This window comes from Nitrobacter sp. MLSD-S21 (assembly GCF_058809865.1).
Genome location: NZ_JBXASZ010000002.1, coordinates 663,883 through 685,187, shown reverse-complemented (window position 1 = coordinate 685,187; position 21,305 = coordinate 663,883). Strand labels below are relative to the sequence as shown.

Annotated in this window: 18 protein-coding genes and 1 pseudogene; 6 read left to right on the top strand and 13 right to left on the bottom strand. The window is 58.1% G+C overall.

All coding sequences use genetic code 11. The features are described 5' to 3' along the window. Positions 1-61: 61 nt before the first annotated feature. Genes AC1RT6_RS09120 through AC1RT6_RS09105 form a run of 4 tightly spaced genes read left to right on the top strand, consistent with a single transcriptional unit; the run spans position 62 to position 6,477 of the window. A complete protein-coding gene (locus AC1RT6_RS09120; protein WP_472791180.1) occupies positions 62-1,675 on the top strand; it encodes a hypothetical protein in 1,614 nt (537 codons plus the stop codon). Beyond that, entirely contained in the window at positions 1,564-4,068 is a 2,505-nt protein-coding gene (locus AC1RT6_RS09115) for a hypothetical protein (RefSeq protein WP_493029460.1), read from the top strand. Before AC1RT6_RS09120 ends, AC1RT6_RS09115 begins: the two co-directional genes overlap by 112 nt. Further along, positions 4,065-4,469: a hypothetical protein gene (locus AC1RT6_RS09110; protein WP_472791183.1), complete on the top strand. Its 405-nt coding sequence runs from the start codon at positions 4,065-4,067 to the stop codon at positions 4,467-4,469. Before AC1RT6_RS09115 ends, AC1RT6_RS09110 begins: the two co-directional genes overlap by 4 nt. Beyond that, positions 4,453-6,477 carry a hypothetical protein gene (locus AC1RT6_RS09105; protein WP_472791184.1) on the top strand — a complete coding sequence of 675 codons (2,025 nt, stop codon included), beginning with the start codon at positions 4,453-4,455 and terminating at the stop codon, positions 6,475-6,477. Before AC1RT6_RS09110 ends, AC1RT6_RS09105 begins: the two co-directional genes overlap by 17 nt. 44 nt (positions 6,478-6,521) lie before the next feature. Here AC1RT6_RS09105 and AC1RT6_RS09100 read toward each other — a convergent pair whose 3' ends face one another. Next, a complete protein-coding gene (locus AC1RT6_RS09100) occupies positions 6,522-6,785 on the bottom strand; it encodes a hypothetical protein (RefSeq protein ID WP_079445410.1) in 264 nt (87 codons plus the stop codon). A 127-nt stretch (positions 6,786-6,912) separates the two neighbouring features. Here AC1RT6_RS09100 and AC1RT6_RS09095 point away from each other — a divergent pair. Continuing rightward, a pseudogene (locus AC1RT6_RS09095) lies at positions 6,913-7,233 on the top strand (transposase); the annotation flags it as partial. Between the two features lie 137 nt (positions 7,234-7,370). Here the strand turns inward: AC1RT6_RS09095 and radC are convergent. Continuing rightward, positions 7,371-8,081 carry a RadC family protein gene (gene radC, locus AC1RT6_RS09090; RefSeq protein WP_079445411.1) on the bottom strand — a complete coding sequence of 237 codons (711 nt, stop codon included), beginning with the start codon at positions 8,079-8,081 and terminating at the stop codon, positions 7,371-7,373. A 287-nt stretch (positions 8,082-8,368) separates the two neighbouring features. After that, a complete protein-coding gene (gene map / locus AC1RT6_RS09085; RefSeq protein ID WP_079445412.1) occupies positions 8,369-9,193 on the bottom strand; it encodes a type I methionyl aminopeptidase in 825 nt (274 codons plus the stop codon). A gap of 312 nt (positions 9,194-9,505) precedes the next feature. On the opposite strand from map, the gene AC1RT6_RS09080 reads away from it, so the two are divergent. After that, on the top strand, positions 9,506-11,299 hold the full coding sequence (locus AC1RT6_RS09080) for a potassium/proton antiporter (RefSeq protein ID WP_493029459.1): 1,794 nt from the start codon (positions 9,506-9,508) through the stop codon (positions 11,297-11,299). A gap of 75 nt (positions 11,300-11,374) precedes the next feature. Here AC1RT6_RS09080 and modC read toward each other — a convergent pair whose 3' ends face one another. The 10 genes from modC to AC1RT6_RS09030 form a co-directional block, all read right to left on the bottom strand. Next, positions 11,375-12,040: a molybdenum ABC transporter ATP-binding protein gene (modC, locus tag AC1RT6_RS09075; RefSeq protein WP_079445414.1), complete on the bottom strand. Its 666-nt coding sequence runs from the start codon at positions 12,038-12,040 to the stop codon at positions 11,375-11,377. A 2-nt stretch (positions 12,041-12,042) separates the two neighbouring features. Then, the gene (gene modB / locus AC1RT6_RS09070) at positions 12,043-12,738 is read right to left on the bottom strand and encodes a molybdate ABC transporter permease subunit (RefSeq protein WP_079445415.1); all 696 of its coding nucleotides are present in this window, start codon (positions 12,736-12,738) and stop codon (positions 12,043-12,045) included. 241 nt (positions 12,739-12,979) lie between these two features. Next, entirely contained in the window at positions 12,980-13,804 is an 825-nt protein-coding gene (gene modA / locus AC1RT6_RS09065) for a molybdate ABC transporter substrate-binding protein (protein ID WP_079445416.1), read from the bottom strand. Between the two features lie 320 nt (positions 13,805-14,124). Then, entirely contained in the window at positions 14,125-15,087 is a 963-nt protein-coding gene (mepA, locus tag AC1RT6_RS09060) for a penicillin-insensitive murein endopeptidase (RefSeq protein ID WP_472791186.1), read from the bottom strand. 203 nt (positions 15,088-15,290) lie between these two features. Further along, entirely contained in the window at positions 15,291-15,629 is a 339-nt protein-coding gene (locus AC1RT6_RS09055; RefSeq protein WP_079445418.1) for a plasmid stabilization protein, read from the bottom strand. Between the two features lie 216 nt (positions 15,630-15,845). Next, positions 15,846-17,678 carry a translation elongation factor 4 gene (gene lepA / locus AC1RT6_RS09050; protein WP_079445419.1) on the bottom strand — a complete coding sequence of 611 codons (1,833 nt, stop codon included), beginning with the start codon at positions 17,676-17,678 and terminating at the stop codon, positions 15,846-15,848. A 250-nt stretch (positions 17,679-17,928) separates the two neighbouring features. Next, entirely contained in the window at positions 17,929-18,270 is a 342-nt protein-coding gene (locus tag AC1RT6_RS09045) for an HPr family phosphocarrier protein (RefSeq protein WP_079445420.1), read from the bottom strand. Further along, positions 18,267-18,668: a PTS sugar transporter subunit IIA gene (locus tag AC1RT6_RS09040; protein WP_079445421.1), complete on the bottom strand. Its 402-nt coding sequence runs from the start codon at positions 18,666-18,668 to the stop codon at positions 18,267-18,269. Before AC1RT6_RS09040 ends, AC1RT6_RS09045 begins: the two co-directional genes overlap by 4 nt. A gap of 129 nt (positions 18,669-18,797) precedes the next feature. Beyond that, positions 18,798-19,325 carry an HPr kinase/phosphorylase gene (locus AC1RT6_RS09035; protein WP_079445422.1) on the bottom strand — a complete coding sequence of 176 codons (528 nt, stop codon included), beginning with the start codon at positions 19,323-19,325 and terminating at the stop codon, positions 18,798-18,800. Then, positions 19,322-21,133 (bottom strand): sensor histidine kinase, encoded by a 1,812-nt coding sequence (locus AC1RT6_RS09030; protein WP_173815889.1) that lies wholly within the window; start codon positions 21,131-21,133, stop codon positions 19,322-19,324. The genes AC1RT6_RS09035 and AC1RT6_RS09030 overlap by 4 nt, the downstream gene beginning before the upstream one ends. Positions 21,134-21,305 lie beyond the last annotated feature (172 nt).

Here is a 21,305-nt window from a genome sequence, read left to right as displayed (position 1 = left end):
ATGATGGGCAAGGCCCCGGACTTGCGCTCGGGATCGTTCCAAAACTCTTTATGCTCTCACCATGGCAAAAAAGGCTCCGAAAAGTCCAACCGTAAGTATCGTGAGCGCCTCCCGCGCGGGACACACGTTCCATGAGCGCTGGGCAGCGCGGCGAGCGATGCAATTGGTCTTCCCCAGTGATCGCTTGAAAGCGATCGCCATTGAAGGACTTTCGAACACCGAAACAGCCGATCCCGGCGCGGAAGCCGAAGACGTGGCCGATCTCGTTCTCTATTACGGAGATGGCGACAACTTTGCCACGTCGGAAGCTGTTCAGACGGCGCAATTTAAATACAGAACAATAGCCGGTGCAGTGACAGCGTCGTATCTTCGTAAGACAATCGAAAAGTTTGCCGACACAATTGTTGGCTATGAAAAGACAATACCGTCGGCTGATATCGACAAGAAACTGACCTTTGCGTTTGTCACTAATGCGGAGTTCTCGCCGGATCTATGGACAGCGATTAGCGGCCTGAAATCGGGTATAGCGCCTGCCGGAGGCGAAGCCCTAACTCAACATGACTATCTGAAAGGCCTCTGCACAAAGAAGAATGTAGATGCACAACGGCTATTCAGCCGCTGCGAATTTCACGCATCCGAGGAAACGCTTCCAGTTTTAAATAGTAACTTGAGACGCGCCATGGCTGATTGGTCAGCCGGAAATGAGCTGCGCAGCAAGTCTCGACTCTTTGAGCTGGTCGAAGTTGTTCGCGAAAAGGCCGGTCTGAAGAACAAGAACAACAACCTCATCAAACGAGAAGACGTGCTCGTCGCCTTGAGCTGTGAAGAGGAAGATCTGTTTCCGGCAGATACTCGCTTCATTGATGTGGGCGACATTGTCCCACGCGAACAATTGAACGATGCGAGCCATTTGATCGCAACGACAAGCGAACCAGTCTTCATTCATGCCGACGGCGGTGTTGGTAAAACAGTCTTTATTGGCAGCCTCGCTGCCGCGCAATCTGAAGCGTACGAGGTCATTGTATTCGATTGCTTCGGCGGAGGTGCTTATCGATCGCAGGACCAAGAGCGGCATCTGCCGCGAGTAGGATACGTACAGATCGCCAATGAGTTGGCTTCAAGAGGGCTGTGCGACCCGTTGCTTCCTGGCGACGCAGAATCCGTTGCGTTGATAAATGCACTACGCCGCCGCCTTACTCAGGCCGTTGAGACGCTGAAAGTCCAATCGAAGCGAAAGGGCGTAATGATAATCATCGATGCGGCAGACAATGCGCAAATCGAAGCTGACGACCGTAAGGACGATTCATTTCCAAGGCTTCTTCTGGCGTCACTCAGCGAAAACAGCGTCGAGGGAGTAAAGCTTGTTCTGACGGCCCGCACACATCGAATGGCTCGCGTTGTCGATCGATCAACAGTTGTACCGTTTCCGCTTCGTCCGTTTACGCAGAAAGAAGCAGAATTATATCTGGCTTCCCGCCGCGAAAATATCACGAGCGCTGAATTTGCGACCGCGTTTTCACGATCTAGCGGCAACGCGCGGGTGTTGGCTTATTTGGTTGATACTTGGGCTACGAACGTAGCGGGAAATCCAGACAAAACCGAATCACCGTTGATCAACTCATCTCGGAGAAGTGCAACAAGATCTTCTCCGATCTTCGAATCGCTGGGTGGCTAGATTCGGATGTTCGGGAGTTTTTCTCCGCTATTTCTTTATTGCCGCCGCCCATGCCTTTGGACGAACTGGCAACCGCCTTAGGGTGGTCGATATCGCAAGTGATGAGCGCGGCTTCTGATCTGGCTCCGATGCTCGAGATCGTTCCCACGCACGGCGCGATTTTCCGCGACGAACCAACAGAAACTTATGTCCGTGATACGTATTCTAACGACACGGCTTCTCAACAAGCCATAGCGCAGCGTCTCCATGACGCACAGGTATCGTCGCAATATGCAGCGGAGGCTCTGCCTGGGTTCTTGGTAGCAATCAAGGACGGTGCTCGGGCTTATGCTTTGGCGGATTCGACACGGTTTCCGACTTTAATTCAGTCGGACTTCGGACGGCGGCGTTTGACACTAGCACGACTCAATGCCGCGTTTAAATTGGCGGTTAAAGACGGCGATCTCGACCATGCGCTCGGCATCACCATGCGTTTGGCTCAAGTGGTCGCGGCAAACAGTCGTGGCGATGAGTTCATACGCAAGTCGCCCGCATTGGCAGCGACTCTGGGCGATCGGGACGCCTATCGACGCTTATTCAGCGACCGATCCGGGTGGCGCGGCGCTCGTGATGCACGGCTAACAATCGCCCATGCTTTCTCGAATGAGATGGAAGAGGCTGAAATTCACTGTGGCCGTGCGATCGACTGGATAAACTGGAACGCGCGCAAAGAGAGAGATGAGCTCGAACTTCCTCACGAGAGGACCGGTCCAGCCCACGACGACTTTGCTTCCATTCTATTTCTGAAGATCGTTCAGAAAGATTTTAAACCTGTTGATGGAAATCTGCATCAATGGGGCCGGGGATTAGCAATTCCGGTCGCGCGGCAAGCGGTCAAACTTGCCCGGCAATATGAGTGCGCAACGGGATTGAGCGTCTTGTCCGAGCTTGCAGCATTTGCGGCCAGCTCGAAGAGTAAATCTTTCGTGCTCAAAGCGACGCTTTTGAGCAGCAAGACAGCGCTGACCTCAAAAGAAAGGAAACTGCTGGCACGTTCAGTCGCCGAAGCAAAACTTAAGGCGGAAAAACTCGTTACTTTGAGTGATGATGCGGGCCGCGACTTTGTCTCAGCGGCTTTTGCGGCGCTCGTACACGATGGCCCTAGCTCCGCGAAAAAGCTGCTGGATGCTGACGCTCAAGTCAGGCCCACAGCTTACGATTACGGGGAACGTTACGGTCCATCGAGAGCGTGGATTCCATTTCTTCAAACATGCGTAGCGGCTTGGTCAAAAAAACGCGCTGTTGCAATTCATGATTTGCTTCCGCAAGGGGTGAAGATCACGGCTGCTGCGCGGGCTCTCAAAAAGCGGGAGGAGGTTAAGTCATTTCTGGCCGCTTTACCCGCTGTCCGCCGTAAAGGCCAAAAAAAGGCAAAAAGCGGGACGAAACCTGAAGGCCGCTTTGATAGCCGTGAATGTAAGGAAATTGCCGTCGGGATCGAGACGGTTCTGAAAATTATTGAGCCAATTCAGGCCAGCATGTGTGCTCGCGTCGCTGATAAGGGCGTGAGCGCGTTTCTCGGTAATTGGGCCTCCTTTGTATCAAAGACGGTGACGCGCGGGTTCGAAGAGCCTGAAAAGATGCTTGCCAAGACCGTGGGGCTTGGATTTGCAAGACTGCTTCTTCAACACGCACCGGCTATTTCAGACAGCGATGCGGTCGCGGTTATTGATGTGATCTCTCGGCCACGTTTTTTGCTGAGCGAGAAAGCGTATGTGCTCTCGTTGCTAGCAGCAAAAGGTCATCTTCACTCTCGCGCCGGTGCGTTTGCGCAATCGATGGTCGATGAGATTCGCAAAGACGATCAGACCGATCAGCGTGGCGACGATTACGCTTCTTTGGCCGAAGCATTGCTGGAAATGAGCGTTCCCGAAGCGCGCCTATATTATCGCAACGGATTGGCGGAACTGGATAAGCTCGGCAGCGGCGATTACGACTTGATTTACGCGATACTGCATTACGCAGCGGGCCAACCTGGCGGGTGCATCCGGCCCGAGTTGGGGCATAGGCTGATGAACCTATGCCAGACTATTTTTGCTCATGATTCACATAAGTTTGGCTGGAATCTTTTCGGCATAGCTTGCGCTAAATCCGTAGGAACGACAGCCGCAACCAAGCTTATACGGTGGAATGACGAAGACGTTGCGAGCTATTCTCTCGGACTGCCTCAGCTCGCTTCATATCTTTCTGCCGAGAAGCATCTTTCGCCGTTACGCGCTGCGGTGCTGTTGGGCATTTGCAAAGACCATGCTGGCACGAGTGGAGCGTTGGTGACGGACTATTATCGATTCTTCCACAAGCGCGCAACGTCGGTGAGAAAAGGACAATATTCGAGGCTGTATTTGGAAAATTGATTGCCGAGCACTCGGATGGCGGCTGGTCCTCTGTCTGGCAAGGCATATTGAATGTTGCCGAAAAAAATCCAGCCGTCGTGGGCGACGGCGATGTCAGCACGGCAAAGCAATTACTTGAGGAGGCAGAACGGAAAAGGCACGAGTATAATTCGCGCTCGTCATCAGGACCGAGTTCGCCTGCGAGCATTGAAAGCAAGAAAAAAGAACAAGACCCAGACGCTTTTGTCAAAGCTCTGGTCTCTAAGTGTGACCCAGGATCAGCGGCGTCCATTGACGAGGCGCTCAACGAAATAGATGCCGTTAAGTCACTTCCATTTTATGTGAGACGGGACTTCTTCTCTACAATTCGTGCGGGCTTGCCCCTACGCGAAACGGCTCGATCACTTGCTTGCTTTGGCTGAGGCCAATAACGTCTCGTTCGACCAAGCTATCGATCACATTCAAGATTGTGTTTCGGAATGGTCTGGTTCATCAGCACATATTGCGGCAGAGAAAAAAAACGTTGTTTCACACTTATTCAAATCGAAAGGATCTGAACTCTTCAGCATTTCTTACGGCAGTGTGAGCCGCGAGATAAAGCAACTCAGCGATCTTTGTGGTGACGAAAGCTTCGTCTTGAACCACGTCCTAGATACAATTTCGACTGAACGAGTGGAATTGAATGGTGAGCAGTGGTTGCAGCTTGCCACGGTACTGTCTCACCAAACGTCGCATAGCGCTTCGCGCGATGCCCTCGAAAACTTTCTGTCTGGGCCGGCCGCAGGCTTGGCCGATCAGATTGGAGAAGGTGCGTACAAGCCCGATTTCAAAATTTCAGATGAGCGAGAGCTTCTCGTCGGAATAATCTGGCACCTTTTAGGGGATGACGATGCTTACATAAAGTGGAGCATTGCGCGCGCATTGCCGCTCTTTGTTTCATTGGGTTTAATCGACGATTTGAATGCACTTCTCGCGCAGTTCGATCGCAGAGAGGTGCCGGCACTCAAAACAGAAAGCTATAACCTCTCATTTCAGAATTCACAGCAATGGCTTCTGATGGGGCTGGCCCGTGCCGCATTGATTCACGGGGCAAAGCTGGCCCCGTTGAAACCCCGACTTTTCCAGCTGGCTGCGCGAAATGACGTTCACATCCTTAATAAGCGACACATCCTGCGATGCTTGCGAAATATTGGCTGCGAGGCAGCCGAAATCGCAAATTTAGCGCAAGAAGTTGAAGTCGATCCAAAGGGAATCGCAGTTGTTAAAGGCTCTTGGCCGAAGCACGTTCCTGCCAAATCTGGTTTCAGTTTCGATTATGAATTCAACAAGTCAGAGATTTCGCATCTTGCGAGAGTATTTCACATTTCAGACGGTCAATGCGTCGATGCTATCGCTCATGAAATTCAGCGGATCTGGCCGAGCGCTACAAATATGGATGCATTTCCTGGGCATGATCGTTATCGAAAAGAACGAACTGACAGATACGAATATTATCGTGAGCATGTTCAAAAGCACGCATTGCTAAGCGCAGCAACTACGTTGCGGCAATCGCATCCGGTGGCGCGTCAAAGCTATGATGAAGATCCTGCGTCGCCCTTTGAGCTGTGGCTCAACGACTATGACGTTACGTTTAAAGATGGTTCTTGGCTCAGCGATCACAAAGATCAAGAGCCTGAGGTTTGCGGGAAGAGTCTGTTGGGACCACGAGTCAAGAATGTCGAATCACTAATTCTGACTCCAGCGATTTTCGAGAGCTTAGGAATTTTGAATATTGCGGAATCCGCGATGTTGCCGATTTATGGACGGTGGAAGTCCCCGGACGGAGTTTATGTTCGTATTGAAACGGCGTTAGGAAAACCCCGTGGGATCGTGGGACTTTGCCAGAAATTCGTTAGAAGAGCGGACCACGATCTCTGGCTACCGCTGTTTCTTCATGACGGCTTTGACGACCCATACAGACAGGCATCGCCCTTTGAGCCATTTGTGTGGGTTTTGGAAAATTACAGCATTGGGGTAGATTCACGCGAGAAAATCGCGACTGACGGCGTGGCGTCGCGACCACGTCTTGGCGTCAAACTTCTCAAGGCATTTGGGCTCATACCGGACAAGGATTTTCGGGAGTGGAAAACCTCTCACAACGAACTGGCTATGCGGAGTCAGGTGTGGGGGGAATGGATGCCTGACCCGGACGACAACCGGGGCAGTCATCGAAACGAAAATGGTGAGATTTTATGGGCGTCGCAAGACTGGCTGGACCGGGCATTACCTCTAATCGATCGTCAGCTCGTGTTCCACGTTACGTTGAGCAAGTACAAAGACCGTCGCTTCGGCGACAGTTCAGGTGTGAAAGCCGTATATGTAGGAACCAGACCGGCTGGGGATGAGATTCGTTTCTGGTACGCGAAGAAATCCTCAAACACGACTTACTAGGCGGCGTGGACAAATAGTTCGCCAATATGGCGCGCGCTTTGTTGTTACCGATTAGCCGCGATGCGTTTGCGATAGAGGGCGTCAGGCCCTTTCGCGGCCTCGATGCGAATGTGTCTGCGCAGCAGTGCAAGAGCTAATGGGCCGACGACGAGCATCACGCCCAGCACGGTCTTAATCATGGTCGGCAACCACCTGGCAAGCATGGCACTGCCATAGACCAGCGCGAAGAAGGTGAACCACGCGAATAAGGGTACTTCGGCCAGAAGCAGTGGTTTTTCGTCTGATAATGGCTGTGCGCAAAGCGCCAAAAAGCTGCTTTCACGGTGCCCTCATTTTCATTCAGCATTCGATTAACCGGGCTGTTTTGGCAGAATAAGCGACATCGACTCAGAACGCGGTTGACGCCGTTAGGAGAGATTGATTCAAGGCTGCTTTTTGGAGGCAGGCTGGAGCCGGGGTGATCTCACCGAAGCGGAATGGCGCGTTCTGAAGGACTTATTGCCGATCGAGCCTGAGAACCGCGGTCGCGGCAGACCGCCAGAACAGAACTGCTCAATCATCAACAGCATCCTCTGGCGGCTTCGATGCGGAGTGCCATGGCGAGACGTTTCGCCAAAATTCGGCAGTTGGAACACCATCTACCGCCGGTTCCGGCGATGGAGTGAAGCCGGGGTCTAGGAAACCGTGGCAGTAACGCTTGCCGAGATCATGGCGGACAGCAGGCACTACAGCATCGATAGCACCACAGTCTGCGCCCTACAGACAGCGCAACTGTAATCTGACAATCGGAGGCGCAAAGCCACCCCGCCTATGTGCACGCTTTTCTACGCTAGAACTCTCCCGTGTTCTGAACCGGCTTTACTTCATCCCACAAGTGGTGTGTCCTAATCGCGTTAGATCAGCCGCAGCCCCTTCAGGCTAGCATGGCCGTTCTTGCCGACGATAATGTGATCGTGCACGGAGATGCCGAGCGGCTTGGCGATCTCGATGATGTTCTGCGTCATCAGGATGTCGGCACGGGACGGTGTCGGATCGCCTGATGGATGGTTGTGGACCATGATGATCGAGGTTGCGGATAGCTCGAGCGCACGCTTGACGACTTCGCGAGGATAAACCGGAGTATGATCGACGGTGCCGACCTGTTGCAACTCGTCTGCGATAAGCTGGTTGCGCTTGTCGAGGAACAGGATGCGGAATTGTTCCTTGTCGGCGAATGCCATCGACGTTCGGCAATAGTCGATCACCGCGGCCCACGACGACAGCACTGTCCGCTGCTTCAGCTGTCCTTTGGCCACACGGCTGGCAGTTGCCGCGATCAGCTTGAGCTCGATGATCGCCGACTCACCAAGACCGCTGATCTCACGAAGCCGGGCGTCGGGCGCATGAACCACCTCGGCGAACGATCCGAATCTGCCAATCAGGGACTTGGCCAGTGGTTTGACGTCGCGGCGGGGCAACGCGCGAAACAGCACCATTTCGAGCAGTTCGTAATCGCTGAGCGCGTCCGGCCCGGCGTCGCGGAAGCGCTCGCGCAATCGTTCGCGATGGCCGTGATAGTGCGGCGCTTCGGCAAATCCTGCGGGGTTGTCGGCGTTTGCGGGCATGGATGGAGCGAACCAGTCCTAGTGGTCCGATTCTAACATTCGTGTCCTGTTTCAGCGAGCCTTCTTGCGAATGTTAGAATCGAAGGACCACTAGCAATATAAGTTGCTAGTGAAGTTTTGAATGCGACATTCGCGTTCGGGGTACGCCGCCAGGGGGCGCGAATGTCAAATTCACTCCACGGGTTTCCGCAACCTTGCCGTGGCTCGCGGTATTTGCAACCCCAATTCGGGAATGCGAGCTGCGAAAGCGTGCGCGATCCAACGCGATCTGATTCCGGACCCGAGGTTCAGCCCCCGCAGGCCGGCTTGTCGAGTTTACCTGGCGACAGCGTGAAGATCTCAACTCCTGTCTGGGTCACGCCGACCGAATGCTCGAACTGCGCCGACAGCGAGCGATCGCGGGTTACGGCGGTCCAGCCGTCCGACAGGATTTTCACGTGCGGTTTGCCCAGGTTAATCATCGGCTCGATGGTAAAGAACATTCCGGGCCTGAGCCGTACGCCCTCGCCGGGCCGGCCGACATGGATGATGTTCGGTTCGTCGTGGAATATGCGGCCGAGTCCGTGGCCGCAGAAATCGCGGACAACGCTCATGCCTTGGGGTTCGACGAAGCTCTGGATGGCGTGACCGATGTCGCCGGTCGTCGCGCCGGGCTTGACCGCCGCGATGCCACGCATCATCGCTTCATAGGTTATCTCGATCAGCCGTTCGGCCTTGCGTGCAATCGGACCAACCGAGTACATGCGACTGGAATCGCCGTACCAGCTATCAACGATAAAAGTTACGTCCACGTTGACGATATCGCCCTCTCTCAGGATGCGATCGCCGGGCATCCCGTGACAGACCACGTGATTGACCGACGTGCAAGTCGAGTAGCGATAGCCGCGATACATCAGCGTTGCCGGGTAGGCGCCGTGGCTGAAGGCGAATTCACGGACAAAATCGTCAATCTGCGAGGTGGGGATGCCAGGCTTCACGAGATCGGCGAGTTCGTCGAGACAGCGTGCCGTCAGAGCACCGGCCTTGCGCATCCCGGCGAATCCGCTCGGGCCGTGCAGTTTAATCTGTCCGGTCTTTCGCAGGGGGGTTTCGGAGGCTTCGACGTAGCTCATCAGGTGATCTGAGTCCGGATGAAAGGAGTTGTTGCCTCCTAATCTAATGGATGGCGCTGCCAGCGCAAGCTGAAGCCTCTAATGCGGCGCTATTAGGGGTTCACTTCGGTTCGCCGCGGCCGGGCTCTTGGCCGGTCGTGGTGACGCCGTCAGGGTTCGGTGACCGAAACCGAGCAGATCAGCTCGATCATGCGGTGCTGGCGCATTGCGCGCGCTTAAGCACAAACGACGCCGATCGGCAGAAATCGATTGGCGCGCCGCGGCGGCGGCGATAAGGATGAAAATGCTAGTGTTTACCGCTGCGGACGTCTGATGGCATCTCTGGATTCGGTCAGTCTGGCCATCCTGCTCGGCGCGATTCTGGTCATGGCCGGAATTCTGTCGAGCCTGTTGGCGTTGCGGTTTGGCGCCCCCTTGCTGCTCGTCTTTCTGTTCATCGGCATGTTGGCAGGTGATTCCGGGCCTGGGGGCCTGACGTTCAGCGATGTCCAAAACACCTACCTTGTCGGGTCGGCCGCACTGGCGCTGATTCTGTTCGACGGCGGTCTGAAGACGCGGTTCCAGAGCATCCGCACGGTCCTGGCGCCCTCGATGGTGCTCGCTACTCTCGGCGTGCTGTTGACCGCGCTGGTCACGGCGCCAGTCGCCAAATATGCGCTCGATCTCAACTGGACCGAGGCGCTGCTGATCGGCGCGGTCGTCGCCTCCACTGACGCGGCCGCGGTATTTTTGCTGGTCCACGCGCAAGGGCTACGGCTGCGTCCGCGCGTCGGTGCGACGCTGGAGGCGGAGTCTGGCACCAACGATCCCTTCGCGGTGTTTCTTACGTTGATGTTGGTCGAGCTGATCTCGGTCGGCGACAGCTCGATCTGGCATGTGGTGCTTGAGTTCCTCCGGGAGTCCATGCTTGGCGGCATTGTCGGTGTGATCGGTGGGCGGCTCGTGGTGGTGGCGCTTAACCGGGTGGCGCTTCCACAGGAGCTGCATGCGCCGTTCGTCACGACCGCAGCGCTCGTGATCTTCGGAGTGGCGCAGATATCCCATGCGTCCGGGTTTCTCGCGGTTTATCTCGCGGGAATTATCATCGGCAACCGTCCGACCCGCGCCCATAACTCCGTGGTGACGTTCCTCGACGCCGCGACCTGGCTGGCGCAGATCGTGATGTTCGTGCTGCTCGGCTTGCTGGTCTCGCCGTACCGCTTGCTGGACAGCGTCGTGCCGGCGGTGGTGGTCGCGCTCGTGCTGATGCTGGTGGCGCGGCCGCTCGCGGTGTTCCTCTGCCTCGCCCCATTTCCTTTCAATTGGCGGGAAAAGCTGTTCATCGCCTGGACCGGGCTGCGGGGCGCGGTCGCAATCTTTCTTGCCTCGATTCCGATGCTGGTCGGGCTGTCGAAGGCGTATCTGTACTTCGATGTCGCATTCGTCGTGGTGATTATCTCGCTTTTGCTGCAGGGCTGGACGCTTGCTCCGGCTGCCCGGCTGCTGCATGTGGCGCTGCCGCGTGCCGACCGCGGGCCACGTCGGGTCGAACTTGATTTGCCAGGACAGCTCGAACAGCAGTTGGTCGGCTATGCAGTGCGACCAATGAGCCTGTTCCTTCGGCGCGGGCTGATTCCGTCATGGTCGAAGCCGACGCTCGTGATCCGCAATGAAAAAATTCTAACACCCGCCGAGGCCGATCCGATCACAGCGGGAGACTACCTCTATCTGCTGGCGCCGCCGGAAAAGGCCGAGGCACTCGACCGCTTTTTTGTGGACATGCAGCCGATGGCGTCACCAGACCCGCATCTGCTTGGCGATTTCCTGGTCTCGGGCGAAATCACCCTTGGCGATATCGCGCAGATCTATGGCATTTCCGTCGATCCGACCGCCGGGCAGTTAACGCTGGCGGATTACTTCGATGTTCATCTCGACCACGCACCGAAAGAAGGTGCGGTCCTGCCGCTTGACACCATCGTTCTCGTCGCACGCAATATCAGCGAAGGCCGCGTCAACGCAGTCGGACTTCGTTTACCCGAAGACGAGGAGAAGCTGCCGCCGCTGACCAGAATGGGCGCGTTCAGGCAGAAGGCGGCAAAGGCCTGGTCGTCGGTTGCAGGGACTTGACCGAAAATGCTCTCAATCAATAACTAGCGTGCATTCACATCGCAGAACCGGTACCGCAATTTTGCGGAATACGCGCTAGGCGGGCAGGACCTCGGGGCCGCCGAAGGCGGCGACGCGTCCGCGCTTCAGAATCACGACTTGCGAAGCGAGCTGGCGCAATTCATCCGGATCGTGGGTGACGTAGACCATCGGCACGCCGGTTTCGTCGCGCAGCCGGATCAGGTAGGGCAGGATCTCCGCCTTGCGATCCTCATCCAGTGCTCCCATCGGTTCGTCCATCAGCAGGAGGCGGGGCCGTGTCAGCAGCGCCCGGCCGAGCGCCACTCGCTGGCGCTCGCCGCCGGAGAGCTGGCCGGGCCGGCGATCCAGCAAATGACCGATATTGAGCATTTCGTTCAGCCGGGCTTCTTGCGCGGTGTCGCGGGTGAGGTGGTTCATCCGGCGCCCGTAGTCGAGGTTCCTGCGCACATCGAGATGCGGAAAAAGCCGCGCATCCTGGAAGACATAGCCGATGCGCCGGCGATGCACGGCGAGATGAAGCTGTTGGTCGGTATCGTCAAGCACGTCGCCGTCGACGGAGATCACGCCGCGATCCGGTGTCTGCAACCCCGCGATCATGTTGATCAGCGATGTCTTGCCTGAGCCTGATGCCCCGAAAAGGCCGGTGACGCGGCCTTCGCTCGCAAATGCGACATCGACCGAGAAACTGCCAAGCCGTTTCGACACCTTGACACCCAGCATGATCAGTTTCCGTGCAGCCGACGTGTCGCGCGCCGTGCGAACAGCTCAGAGGCGACCAGCGCCGCCATCGACAGGGCAATCGACACGACGACCAGCCGTAGCGCTGCCGTATCCCCATCCGGCGTCTGGATCAGCGAATAGATCGCCGCGGAAATGGTCTGGGTTTCACCGGGAATATTGGAGACGAATGTGATGGTCGCGCCGAATTCGCCGATCGCTTTTGCAAAGCCGAGCACCATGCCGGCCAGAATGCCCGGCAACGCCAGCGGCAGCGTCACGGTGGCGAAGACCTGCCATGTCGAAGCCCCGAGCGTGCTCGCGGCCTGTTCCAGCCGCCGGTCGACAGCTTCGATCGACAGCCGGATCGGCCGTACCAGCAGCGGGAACGACATCACGCCGCAGGCAAGCGCTGCGCCGGTCCAGCGAAATGCGAAAACGATCCCGAGGTGATCGGCAAGCCATTCGCCGACCAGCCCGCGCCTGCCGAAGGTCAGAAGCAGCAGATAGCCGGTCACGACAGGAGGCAGCACCAGTGGCAAATGAATGGCGGCGTCGATAATCGATTTGCCCCAGAACTCATACCGCGCCAGCGCCCACGCCAATCCGATGCCGATCGGTGTCGCGAACAGCGTCGCGACCACCGAGACCTTGAGCGAAAGCAGGATCGCTATCCATTCGGTTGGCGAGATATCAAACATGAGGTCTCGGTAATGTGTTTGTCATAACGAGGTCGAACTAAAATTGGTTTCCAATTTTTCTTTTGGCTCAAGGACGATGCCTGGAGCGCGATCAGCAAAGTGGATTCCGGTTTTGCATACGATCGCGCTTCAAAAAATATCAGTCTGACTGCGACGAAGCATTCCTCCACCCTAACCCTCCCCCGCAAGCGGGGGAGGGAGGGCGATGGCGACATTATTCAGTTTTAGGTTGTATTCAGTTTTAGGTTGTCGGGCTGACCAGGAACGAGAAGCCGTATTTCTCGAAGATCGCCTTGGCTTCCGAACTGCGCAGGAAGGCAAGATAATCCGCTGCGTCCTTATGAGCGGTGGAGGTCGCCGCGACCGGATAGACGATCGGCGGATGCGAGTTCGTCGGGAATGTGGCGACGATCTTCACGCCGGGTTCGACCTTGGCGTCGGTTGAATAGACGATGCCGAGCACGGCTTCGTTTCGCGCCACTAGCGCCAGCGCTGCGCGAACGTTCTCCGCCATCGCCATTTTCGGTTCTACCGCGGCCCATGCGCCGAGTTTTTCCAGTGCCGCCTTGGCATATTTGCCGACGGGTACGGATTTGACATCGCCGGTCGTGATCTTGCCGTCGCCTGCGAGCTGGGCAAGATCAAAGCCCTGGTCGATGGTGACTTTGTCGATCTTCGAATCCTTCGGCGCGATCAGCACGATGCTGTTGCCGAGCAGGTCGACGCGCGTCGGCTCGTTGATGGACTTCTTGTCCTTCACGTAGTCCATCCACGTTGTATCGGCGGACATGAAAACATCGGCCGGCGCACCCTGTTCGATCTGCTTGGCAAGCGCCGAACTCGCCGCATAGCTCGCAACGATCTTTACGCCGGACTTCGCGGTGTAGGCGTTGTCGACCTCGTCAAGCGCGTTCTTCATCGAGGCGGCTGCGAACACGGTCAGCGTCTTGTCCTGTGCGGCGGCGGGCGCCATGGCCGAGGGTTTGGCATCCTTGGCAGTGGCCGGCACGGCGAGGAGGGCACCGACCAGCAATGCCGAGAACAATGAATGGGTGAATATCTTCATAAGGCGCTCCAAATCGGTCCGACGCGAGTGACCGCGCAGACGATGCAAGGGATTGACATGACGATCAGTGGAAGCGCCGTTCCATGGTTTCCAGGAGGCTTACGGCCAGCCGGAAAGATCGCTTTGACGACAGTATCAGCCGCACGATGCGTACGTAAAGAGCGGTGGCCACTGGTTTTTTTGAAAGGCGAGGTGGCTGTAGACTCTGGTTGAGCCGCTAACCTTTAGCGTTTCCAGGCACAAGAAGGCGAGCCGACTCTTTTCCGCCAACGGTCCGTGGGCGGTCATGAATTCCCCGGACCCATCCTTCGTGGCGACTGTTAGTGGCTGGCATCCGGCGCAGCCAGAACCTGACGGCAGTTCGCGGGTAGTTGTGACAACGTGATCGGGGGTTTTGGCTTCGGCGGCACCTTCGGCGGTTTCGGGTGCAGCACGGCGTCGCTGAACCAATAGGCCAGATCGTGCGCGCCGCATCCGTCTGTCGGCTCAGGCGGAGTCTGGGATTCGCACTGGTGATTGCCCGGCGGACACTTGATGCGAATATGGAAGTGATAGTCGTGGCCGTACATGGGGCGAACCTTCGAGAGCCAACTGCGGTCGCCTTTGGCCTCGCGGCACAGCGCCTTTTTGATCGCGGCATTGACGAAAATACGCTCGACCGCCGGCTCCCTGGCAGCGGCACGGATGACGCTGAGGTGACTCGGCGTCCAGGCGTGGGGATCGATATCCAGGCGGTCGTGGCGCACCATCATGACCGCGGACATCTCCTCGCGCTCGTTGCGCGACAAAAGCCGGTCCGGCATTGGCGTGAGCCAAACGTCGGCATCGAGTCCGATTTGGTGGCTGGCATGACCGGATAGCATCGGACCGCCGCGCGGTTGGGCCATGTCGCCGACCAGAAGCCCCGGCCAGCCGGCGTCTTTGCGCGCCTTCCCCGATAGTCGTTCAAGCAACGCCACCATAGCCGGATGCGCCCAGTTGCGGTTGCGCGACAGTCGCATCACCTGCCAGGTCGGCCCGGTGATCGGCAGCGCCTCGGCCCCGGCCATGCAGCCCCGCGCATAATAGCCAATGACGTAAGGCGCGCCGGCAGCCGGAAGCGTCTTGCGGCCGAACAGTTGTTTGGCGGCCAATGCGGGGTCTTCGGGATTGGCCAGTGGCGGCAGCGGTTTCGGGTGCAGCGTGCCTTTGTCTTGCGCGATCGCTCTGGACACCAGCGCGCCACCGCCGGAGGCGGCGAACGTGGACAGTAGAAACAGAAATAGAATCGCGCGGCCATTCATGAGAGGCGATTCTATAGCGCTTTCGAGCGATGTGGATACCCCGTTCGTGTATCGAAAACGCGTCGAACGCTGCCGGACGGCTTTGGCTGAATCCACCGGACTTCAGCTCCGCGACCGCCAAGATTCAGGTCAGTCATAGCCCCGCGCCGTAGGTGCCCCGGTTGCCATCACGGGCTGTCGATCCGGGCTCGTGGCAACGGCCGTTATCGCTTGCCAGCGGCTTTCCTGGCCGGAGAGCGCTTTGCGGCATTGCGCTTGCGGGTCGCCGCGGCCTTTTTCGCCGAGCGCGACCGATCGGCTGCGGAACGGGTGGCCGAAGCCTTGCCGCCGCGTTTGCCACCGCGCTTCGATGAGACGTTCGTGGTCTTGCGGCCGCGGCCCGAGCCGCTCTTCTTGCCGCCGCCGCTCTCCTTGTTGACGGTCGCCCACGCCCGGCGCTCGGCTTCCTCTTTCTTCACCCCGCGCTTCTCGTAGCCTTCCTCGATATGCTCGGCCTTGCGCTTCTGTTTGCCTGTATAGGCTGACTTGTCGCCGCGCGGCATGACGCCTCTCCCGGTTGCGTTTCGGTGGAATCGAAACGTCCGGCGGTTGCGAGGGTTCCTGGCAGTCGCGCTGCGGCCGTCAGAGCCTTCCGCTTCTGATGGAATCAGAAGCGGAGCTCTCAGATTCTAATCTGACGCGTTTTCTTCACGCGAACCGGTATCCACTTCGCTCGAAAACGCTATAGCCCCACCATCTTTTGGGGCTGATGTGAAGCATCAGCTATCGACCTTCAGTGCGGCGATGAAGGCTTCCTGCGGAATATCGACCTTGCCGAACTGCCGCATCTTCTTCTTGCCTTCCTTCTGCTTCTCGAGAAGTTTTCTCTTACGGCTGACATCGCCGCCGTAGCACTTCGCGGTGACGTCCTTACGCAATGCACGCACCGTCTCGCGCGCGATCACCTTGCCTCCGATTGCCGCCTGGATCGGTATCTGGAACATGTGCGGCGGGATCAACTCTTTCATCTTCTCGACCATGGCGCGGCCGCGGCCTTCGGCACGGGTACGATGCACCAGCATGGACAACGCATCGACCGGCTCGGCGTTGACGAGGATCTGCATCTTCACGAGATCGGCTGGCTTGTAGTCGGTGAGGTGATAATCGAATGAGGCGTAGCCCTTGGAGACGGACTTGAGCCGGTCGTAAAAGTCGAACACGACTTCGTTGAGCGGCAGATCGTATTTTACCATCGCGCGCGCGCCGACATAGGTGAGCTCTTTCTGCACGCCGCGGCGATCCTGGCAAAGCTTCAGCACGCTGCCGAGATACTCGTCGGGCGTGAGGATGGTGGCTTCGATCCACGGCTCCTCGATCTCGGCGATCTTCACCACGTCCGGCATGTCGATCGGATTGTGGATCTCGATCTCGCCGCCGTCGGTCAGTTTCATCTTATAGATGACGCTCGGCGCGGTGGCGATCAGGTTGAGATCGAACTCCCGGGAGAGCCGTTCCTGGATGATCTCAAGATGCAACAGGCCGAGGAAGCCGCAGCGAAAGCCGAAGCCGAGCGCGGCGGAGGTTTCCATTTCAAACGAGAAGCTGGCGTCGTTGAGACGCAGCTTGCCCATCGCGGCACGCAGCGTCTCGAAATCGTCGGCGTCCACCGGGAACAGGCCACAGAACACCACGGGAATCGCCGGCTTGAAGCCGGGCAGCATCTCCGCCACCGGCCGACGGTCGTCGGTGATGGTGTCGCCGACGCGGGTGTCTGCGACTTCCTTGATGGCGGCTGTGATAAAGCCGATCTCGCCGGGGCCGAGTTCGTCGACCTGTTGCATTTTCGGCGTGAAGAAGCCCACGCGCTCGACATCGTAAGCCGCGTTAGTGCCCATCATGCGGATGCGGCTGCCCTTCTTGAGCACGCCGTCGATGATGCGGACCAGCACGACGACGCCGAGATAGACGTCGTACCAGCTATCGACCAGGAGCGCCTTCAGCGTGGCGTCGCGGTCGCCTTTCGGCGGCGGCAGCCGGGTGACGATGGCCTCCAGGACATCGGGCACGCCAAGGCCGGTTTTGGCCGAGATCATCACCGCGTCCGAGGCGTCGATTCCAATCACGTCCTCGATCTGTTGCTTCACTTTATCGGGCTCGGCCGCAGGCAGATCAACCTTGTTGAGGACGGGCACGATCTCGTGGTTGTTGTCGAGCGCCTGATAGACGTTGGCGAGCGTTTGCGCCTCTACGCCCTGGCTCGCATCCACCACCAGTAGCGAACCTTCACAAGCAGCGAGTGAACGCGAAACCTCGTAAGCGAAGTCGACGTGTCCGGGCGTATCCATCAGGTTGAAGACATAATCCTTGCCGTCTTTGGCGCGGTATTTCAGGCGCACCGTTTGCGCCTTGATGGTAATGCCGCGCTCGCGTTCGATGTCCATCGAATCGAGCACCTGCTCCTTGCCCGCCATCTCTCGATCGGTCAGGCCGCCGGTTATCTGGATCAGGCGGTCAGCCAGCGTCGACTTGCCATGATCGATATGGGCGACGATGGAAAAGTTGCGGATGTTTGCAGTGGGGGGCGTGCCCTGCTTTTGAAGCTCGTCAGACATTACGGCAACCTCTAGAGCCTTTCCGGTTCTGATGGAATCAGAAGCGGGGCTCCTTGATTGTGATTTGATGCGTTTTCGAACCGCCGCAAACTTCGCTCGAAAAACGCTGCAATTGCTGCAGGAACTGCAAACCGGCGGCACTGGTCGTCATGGGGCGCGGGATAGCACCCGCCCGAACGGCGGGCAAGCAAGCGTCAACCTCGGGAAACGCTTTCTGACGACTGTTTTAAGGGCAAGAGCGAGAAGACGATCACTCGTCCTCGTTGAACTTATTGCCGACGAGCTCTGTGATCGCGTCGACCGCCGCTTTCGCCTCCGGACCAGTTGCCGAAACGATGATCGTCGTTCCGATTCCCGCGGACAGCATCATCAATCCCATGATCGAATTGCCTCCGACCGTCTCGCCATTGCGCGTTACGCTAATGTCGGCGTCGAAGCGTTCGACCAGATGTACGAATTTCGCGGACGCCCTCGCATGAAGGCCGCGCTTGTTGATGATCGAAATTTCGCAGGAGACCGTTCCGGCAGGAGATGCCTCGCTCACCGTCGGTGGGGGACCCGAGGAGGCTGCGTCGTCAGGCTGTCCGGTCATTTCCCGGCGAGTACCCGGCTGGCGATCGTCACGTATTTGCGTCCGGCCTCCTGCGCCGCCGCGATGGCTTCCGGCAGCGGGAGATCGTTGCGCACCTTGGCAAGTTTGACGAGCATGGGAAGGTTGATGCCTGCGAGCACCTCGACCTTGGGCCGGCTCATGCAAGAGATCGCGAGGTTTGAAGGCGTACCGCCGAACATGTCGGTGAGAATGGCAACCCCGTTGCCGCTGTCGACGCGATTGACGGCTTCGATGATATCGCCCCGGCACAGATCGGCATCGTCCTCGGCGCCGATGGTGATGGCTTCGATTTGCTTTTGCGGGCCCATCACATGTTCGAGTGCCGCCTTGAACTCATCGGCAAGGCGCCCGTGGGTCACAAGTACCAGACCAATCATTGAAAACTCCTCGCGGGTGCTTTTGGTGCACCGCACGAACAGGCCACTTTGACCATCCAGAGCTCTCACGCAAGGGGGAGTGCTAGGTTTTTCCCTGAAAAGCGGGTCCGCTCTGAAAGCCGGGATGGTTTACTCCATGGCTGTAGTAGGACTTATATGGTTACCGGATTCCCCCGGACAATCGGTAGTGGAGCGAGTGTCGCTGCAACCCGGAATAGTCGTCAGCGCAGCGATGGCTATCGGAAGTGGCGAAAAAGTAGCTGCAACCGGAATTCGGGCCAGATCGACCCCTAATATGGTGGTTCGCAGCGCTTTTGGCGGCGGCAAGCGCTCCGCGTCGGGCGCCTCGAGATCGATCACGAGGCCGACCTGCGCCTCCGCGATGAAAGCGCACCGGCGAATCCCGAACCCACGGATTTCTATCATTCCCTCAAGCTCAGGCGCGGGCCTGACGAGCAGCCCATCATGAAGCGGCGTCACGAAGAGGCGGTCATCGCCGACCAGCGTCGTTACGGGGAGCTGGCGGCTGCGGCCGGCGAGGATGAGGTCGAAGGCGAGACGAGACTTGCCGGCGCCGGAGGGGCCGCGGATCAGAACGGCGCGATCTCCTACCAGAACCGCGGAGCCATGGATCGTCGGTCCGGACGACGCGATCATGACGCGGGAAGCCGGACGATGAAACGCGCGCCGGCGATCCGGATGTCGCCATGGGCATCTGTCGGTCCGGGGCGGTTTTCAGCCCAGATCCGTCCGCGATGCGCTTCGATGATCTGTTTCGAAATCGAAAGGCCAAGCCCGGAGTTCTGACCGAAACCCTGGTCGGGTCGGTCGGTGTAGAAGCGCTCGAACACGCGCTCCAACGCGTCGGGGCGAATGCCGGGACCGTCGTCGTCCACGACGATCTCGATTTCGGATTTCAAGCGGCGACACACGATGCGCACACGGCCGCCGGGTTTCGAAAACGATTGAGCATTGGTCAGGAGGTTGGATATCACCTGTCCTAGTCGCAAGTCATGCCCCGGCACCGAGAAGGTGCGACTGCCTTCGAAGCGCACGTCGACACTGATGTCGCGGCCGAGCTTGGTTTCGTTCGCGACCGATATAAGCATGGTCAAAAGACGCTGGATATCGACGGGCGCCTCATCCTGCCGTTGTAGCTCGGCGTCGAGTCGGCTTGCGTCGGATATGTCGGAGATCAGTCGATCAAGTCGGCGGACATCGTGCTCGATGACTTCCAGTAGCCGGCTGCGGCTGGTGTCGGTCTTCGCGAGCGGCAGGGTCTCCACCGCGGAGCGCAGCGAGGTGAGGGGATTTTTCAGTTCATGGGAAACGTCGGCCGCGAAGGTCTCGATCGCCTCGATACGGTTGTAGAGCGCGTCGGTCATGTCGCGCAGCGCGCCGGATAGGTGACCGATTTCGTCGCGGCGGCGAGTGAAGTCGGGAATCTCGATGCGCGTCTTGATACGGCGCCGCACACGCTCCGCACTGTCTGCGAGCCGCCGTACCGGTCCGGCGATGGTGCTTGCGAGCAGCAGCGACAGCACGATCATGACGATCATGGCAACGCCGAATACTTTCAGGATTGCCAGCCGTTCCGCCATGACCATCTGGTCGATATCGTCGCCTTGAGTGGATAGCATCAGCGAGCCGAAAATGGTGGAGCGGGGGCGTTCGACCGGAACGGCGACCGAAACGATGATTTCGCCCCGATCGTTAATGCGCACCATGCTGGATTTCTCACCCTTTAACGACTGCGCAACCTCCTGATAGCCGTTGCCGTTTTCGGGACCGAGCTCACGATAGAGCGGAAGATCGCCGCGATTGAGCCAGGTGCGGATCGCGATCGTGGTGCGTTCTATGAACCCCGGTTTGACGTCGGTCGGGGGCGGCAGTTCGAAACGTATGACGTCGCCGCGGCGAAAGAGGCTGCGGCTGTCGAGAATCAATACTCCGTCGCGATCGTAGATGCGCGCCCGGGTCTTGGTCGGAGAGATCAGCCGCCGCAGCACGGGAGCGACCCGCTCAGGATTGATTGGAAAGTCCAGCCCTGAAATTTCGTCCGGTGCGCCATAGCTCTCGCCGGGCTTGAGATCGAGCAGGCGATCCGTATCGATTGTTATCGTGTTGGTCTCGACCGTGGCCGAGGCGGCAATGGCGCTGGCTATGATCTCGCCCTGTACCAGCAGACTTTGCGCGCGCGCATCGATCAGGCCGGCGCGGAATTGCGAGAGATAGAGAATGCTGGCGACCAGCGCGATCAGGCCGGCGAGATTAAGCGATACGATGCGGCGGGTCAGGCTCGAAAAGCTGAGCGTGAAGAGAAACTGGCCTGCGCGCCTGAGCCAGCCAAGCGGCCGTTGCCAGGGCGGCGTCCGTTGGGCCTGATCGGCAAGACCTTCCGCCGCCAGGACTTGTGAGGTGTCCTCGGTCTCGGGATTCAAATCAGGCTGCGTTCGATCAAGCAAGGACTGAAACTGCCCGGTTGCACCAAATTCACTATTGCTGTCATTCCCGCGTAAACGCTTCGCGTTTGTCGCTGAAGATGCGGCTGGACGACGAACGTTCGCATTCACACCGAAAGCAAACCGGACATGTCATCGAACATCCGGTTCACGGGCCGCGCCCATAACGATGTTA

Excerpts from the sequence above, each read along its gene's own strand:
- AC1RT6_RS09120 (WP_472791180.1), top strand. The coding sequence starts at position 62 with ATGGCAAAAAAGGCTCCGAAAAGTCCAACCGTAAGTATCGTGAGCGCC.
- radC (WP_079445411.1), bottom strand. The coding sequence starts at position 8,081 with ATGCCCGCAAACGCCGACAACCCCGCAGGATTTGCCGAAGCGCCGCAC.
- map (WP_079445412.1), bottom strand. The coding sequence starts at position 9,193 with ATGAGCTACGTCGAAGCCTCCGAAACCCCCCTGCGAAAGACCGGACAG.
- AC1RT6_RS09080 (WP_493029459.1), top strand. The coding sequence starts at position 9,506 with ATGGCATCTCTGGATTCGGTCAGTCTGGCCATCCTGCTCGGCGCGATT.
- modC (WP_079445414.1), bottom strand. The coding sequence starts at position 12,040 with ATGCTGGGTGTCAAGGTGTCGAAACGGCTTGGCAGTTTCTCGGTCGAT.
- modB (WP_079445415.1), bottom strand. The coding sequence starts at position 12,738 with ATGTTTGATATCTCGCCAACCGAATGGATAGCGATCCTGCTTTCGCTC.
- modA (WP_079445416.1), bottom strand. The coding sequence starts at position 13,804 with ATGAAGATATTCACCCATTCATTGTTCTCGGCATTGCTGGTCGGTGCC.
- mepA (WP_472791186.1), bottom strand. The coding sequence starts at position 15,087 with ATGAATGGCCGCGCGATTCTATTTCTGTTTCTACTGTCCACGTTCGCC.
- AC1RT6_RS09055 (WP_079445418.1), bottom strand. The coding sequence starts at position 15,629 with ATGCCGCGCGGCGACAAGTCAGCCTATACAGGCAAACAGAAGCGCAAG.
- lepA (WP_079445419.1), bottom strand. The coding sequence starts at position 17,678 with ATGTCTGACGAGCTTCAAAAGCAGGGCACGCCCCCCACTGCAAACATC.
- AC1RT6_RS09045 (WP_079445420.1), bottom strand. The coding sequence starts at position 18,270 with ATGACCGGACAGCCTGACGACGCAGCCTCCTCGGGTCCCCCACCGACG.
- AC1RT6_RS09040 (WP_079445421.1), bottom strand. The coding sequence starts at position 18,668 with ATGATTGGTCTGGTACTTGTGACCCACGGGCGCCTTGCCGATGAGTTC.
- AC1RT6_RS09035 (WP_079445422.1), bottom strand. The coding sequence starts at position 19,325 with ATGATCGCGTCGTCCGGACCGACGATCCATGGCTCCGCGGTTCTGGTA.